Below are 3,639 nucleotides of genomic sequence, written 5' to 3' on the forward strand. Positions count from 1 at the left end.
ATTAATTCTTTAAAAGATCTTCTTTTAAAAGATTAAATTCATCTTTATTAATTAATTTCAAATCCAGTAAATTTTTCAATTTTAATAGTTCATCTATGCTATTGATATTTCTTTTATAATATAATTTACTCTCACTATATGATGTTTCATCAAAAACATTATTATCATCATATTTTATATTATGAACAGATTCCTTCATAAGATTTTCTTTTACAAATTGTTCTTTGCTTTTTCTTATATCTATTTCATTAATAAGATTTATGTTTTTGCCTATGATTTTATCATTATAAACTCTTATACTTTGTATTCTCACCACTTTATCTAAAAATTTTGTAATCATCAGTGCATTTTTTACACTAAGATCAGATATATTAGAAAGATCTACTATGGATTTTCTTAATTCTTCTTCTCCATCTTGATTTATTTCATAACCTCTATAATTAATAAGATTTATTGCAATTTCAAATAATTCATCCTTATTGTAATCCTGAAAATCTAGCCATATAGGAAATCTACAACTAAGAGAAGGATTACTTAAAACTAATTCTCTCATCCCTTCTTTTTCACCACATAAAACAATAATTATTTTATTATTATTTTTATCAATAAACTTAATTAAAGAGGATATCATTTCATTTTTATTGTATTTATCAATAAATAAATGAGCCTTATCAATTAATACCATTTTACCTAAGTAATCTTTTAATATATCTTCTATTTGTACACCTCCATCTAAAAGAGAAGTGATTTCTATTTCATCCATTTCCACAATATTTTTTGATTTTATTAATCCCACATTGTAATACATACTAGATAAAATTTTCAAAGTAGTTTTTTTACCTGTACCACTATTTCCTGTAAAGACCATATTGCTGTATTTACTTAGTTGACTTTTAATTCCAAGCTTTTCTCGTTTTTCTTTTGTCTTAATAATTTTATATTGATTTCTTAAAAAGTCCTTAGCTCTTTCATTGGCTGCAATTTTTTTAAGTTTTTCTTCTAAATTAAAATCATTCGCCGATGTAAACTCATTTATATTATCAATATCCTTTGTAGTTATTAAATTCATTTCATAGACACTAATATCACTTTCAGCAATTCTAATACTTTGAGATCTAATTAAATTTTCTACATAGTTTCTAACTAGTCTACCATTTCCTGATTGAATATCAGCATTTTCATATATGTCTACAAAGCTTTTCTTAAGAGATGTGTAGCCATTTTTCGATAATTTAAATCCTTTTGATTCCAAAAGTTTAATTGCCATTTCTGAGAGTTCGTCTGGTTTATAATCTTCAAAATTAGTCCAAAGTGGAAATCTAGAACGAAGACCTATGTTCACATCAAAGAAGTCTTCCATTTCTTTTTCATAACCTGCAAGTATTACTATTACATCTTTTGAATAGTCTTCAATTAATTTTAGTAAAGTTTCTATGGCTTCCCTTCCTAGAGGGTCATAAGCCAGGGTATAAGCTTCATCTATAAATAATATACCTCCTATGGCTTCTTTAAATGTTTCTTCAGTTTTTTTAGAAGTTTGTCCTGGTATTTCTGAAACAAAATTTGACCTGTCAGTTTCTACTAGTTGACCAATTTTAAGCAATCCCATACTATTTAGCATTTCTGCCACTAATCTTGCTATGGAGGTTTTTCCTGTTCCTGGATTTCCTGCAAAAACCATATTTAAATTTTGTTCAATTTTAGTTTCCACACCTACTGATTTTCTTTTTTCCTGTGCCACAATAAGCTTGTACTGGCTTCTAAGCAAGTTTTTAACTTCTTCCAAACCTATTATGTCATTTAATCTTTCTTCCAAATTAAATTTTGCTTTAACCTTAAAATTAAAATTATGTGCTTCCAATAAGTCGATTTTCTTTTGCTTATCTTGTAAGTATTTCCTTGATGCATCCATTATGGCATTTTCAATTATATTTCTTACAAATCTGGCATTACCTAAATCATTTTTACCAGATATTTGATTTTTTGCAAATAAATCAATTAAGTCATCTTCTACATTATCTGCTATTTTGTATCCTTTACTTTTTGCAATATTTAAAGCTATAGCATACATTTCATAAGGAGTATAATCTTCAAAATGAATTATATTTGGAAATCTTGACTTTAGTCCTGGATTTATACTTAGGAATTTCTCCATATCATTTTCATACCCAGCAAGTATTACAATCAAATCATCTCTATTATCTTCTATTCCTTTAAGAAGAGCATCTACTATTTCTTTACCAACCTTGTCTTCTTCACTTTCACACAAAGAGTATGCCTCATCAATAAACAAAACTCCTCCAATAGCAGAGTTTACAACTTCCATGGTTTTTTTCGCTGTTTCATTTACATTTTCACTGACAAAATCTGCTTTGCTTACTTCTTTAAATACACCACGAGAAAGTAAGCCTAAAGCATTTAGATACTCAAAGGTAGTTCTGGCTGCATTTGTTTTTCCTGTTCCTGCATTACCTGCAAATATCATATTCATGGAAATTTTCGATGTGGTAAGTCCCAGTCTTTCTCTTATATTTTGTACTTTGTAATTATTTTGAACATTATCGATAAATTCTTTTAATTCCTTTATTCCTATAATAGAATTAAGTTTATATCTAGCTTCTTCCAGTGTTGGCGTAGTATATTCATTAAGTTTATATACTTTAGAATTTGCCTTACAGTATATTTCATCATTTTCCACATAAATAAAAAGTCTGCTATTACTTTTTATTTCTTCTTTAATAACAAGATTTCTAAGAGGATTATTAAGTTTGTATTTTACATATTCAGATATACCAAAGTTGCTATCTTTTTTATAACTTTCTTGAAGATATTTACAAATTCCAAAGTATTCTTTATTTTCATCATCCTTATTCAAATCAATCATTATATCTAAATCTAATTCTTCTTTTATATGATTTATAGTTTCAATTACCCTTCTTCTCACCACAATATTTCTTTCTTTTTTATCTAAATCTTTAGTATAAAGTACTTTATCAATTTTGTTAATTAGATCACTGCCAAATACTTTATCTAAATTGATATCATTATAATCACAAGTAAATACAACAAACTTATTATTACAAATTAATTGATTTATCTTTTCTTTATGAATTTCTTCTGAATTTAAAATATCATTTATTTCCTCTTTATTTTCTTCATCAGCCTTAACGAAAACATCATTTTTTATAATGTAATCCTCATTTAAGTTGAAACAAGAATTAAAACAAAGATCTGATATAACATGAACTATATCTTCCATAGCATTTTGAATATTTTTAAACATTATACATTTAGACTTCGACTTTAATTTGTCATGTAAGTCGCTTAAGAAAGCATTATATCCTAATTTAAAATTGTATGTATCCAAGTTTATTTCATTTATGTTATCACTTTCTATTAACTTTTCTTTGTACATCTCTTCAATTAAAATTCTAATACTTGTTTTTTTGCCCGTATCCTTTTCTCCAACTAAAATAAGAACTCCCTTTTCATTTTTAACTGTCTTTTCTTTTATATAAGTTATTAAATTTTTTATATATAAATCTTGACCTATAAGTTCATTTTTTAAAAGTTTTTCTATATTTTTAAATTTTACATCTATTTCATTTTTTATATTATCCATAAATAAACTCCTCATTT

Annotated in this window: 1 protein-coding gene; it reads right to left on the minus strand. The window is 25.8% G+C overall.

The genetic code is table 11. The features are described 5' to 3' along the window. Nucleotide 1 precedes the first annotated feature (1 nt). Complete coding sequence (locus tag NSA58_RS17465) at nucleotides 2-3,622, minus strand: AAA family ATPase (RefSeq protein ID WP_074429747.1); 3,621 nt, start codon at nucleotides 3,620-3,622, stop codon at nucleotides 2-4. Nucleotides 3,623-3,639: the final 17 nt, after the last annotated feature.

Source organism: Terrisporobacter muris, from assembly GCF_024621905.1.
In the GTDB taxonomy this organism is placed as follows: Bacteria; Bacillota; Clostridia; order Peptostreptococcales; family Peptostreptococcaceae; genus Terrisporobacter; species Terrisporobacter muris.

What these genes read in the sequence shown, in the direction of transcription:
- NSA58_RS17465 (WP_074429747.1), bottom strand. Translation starts at nt 3,622, where the DNA reads ATGGATAATATAAAAAATGAAATAGATGTAAAATTTAAAAATATAGAA.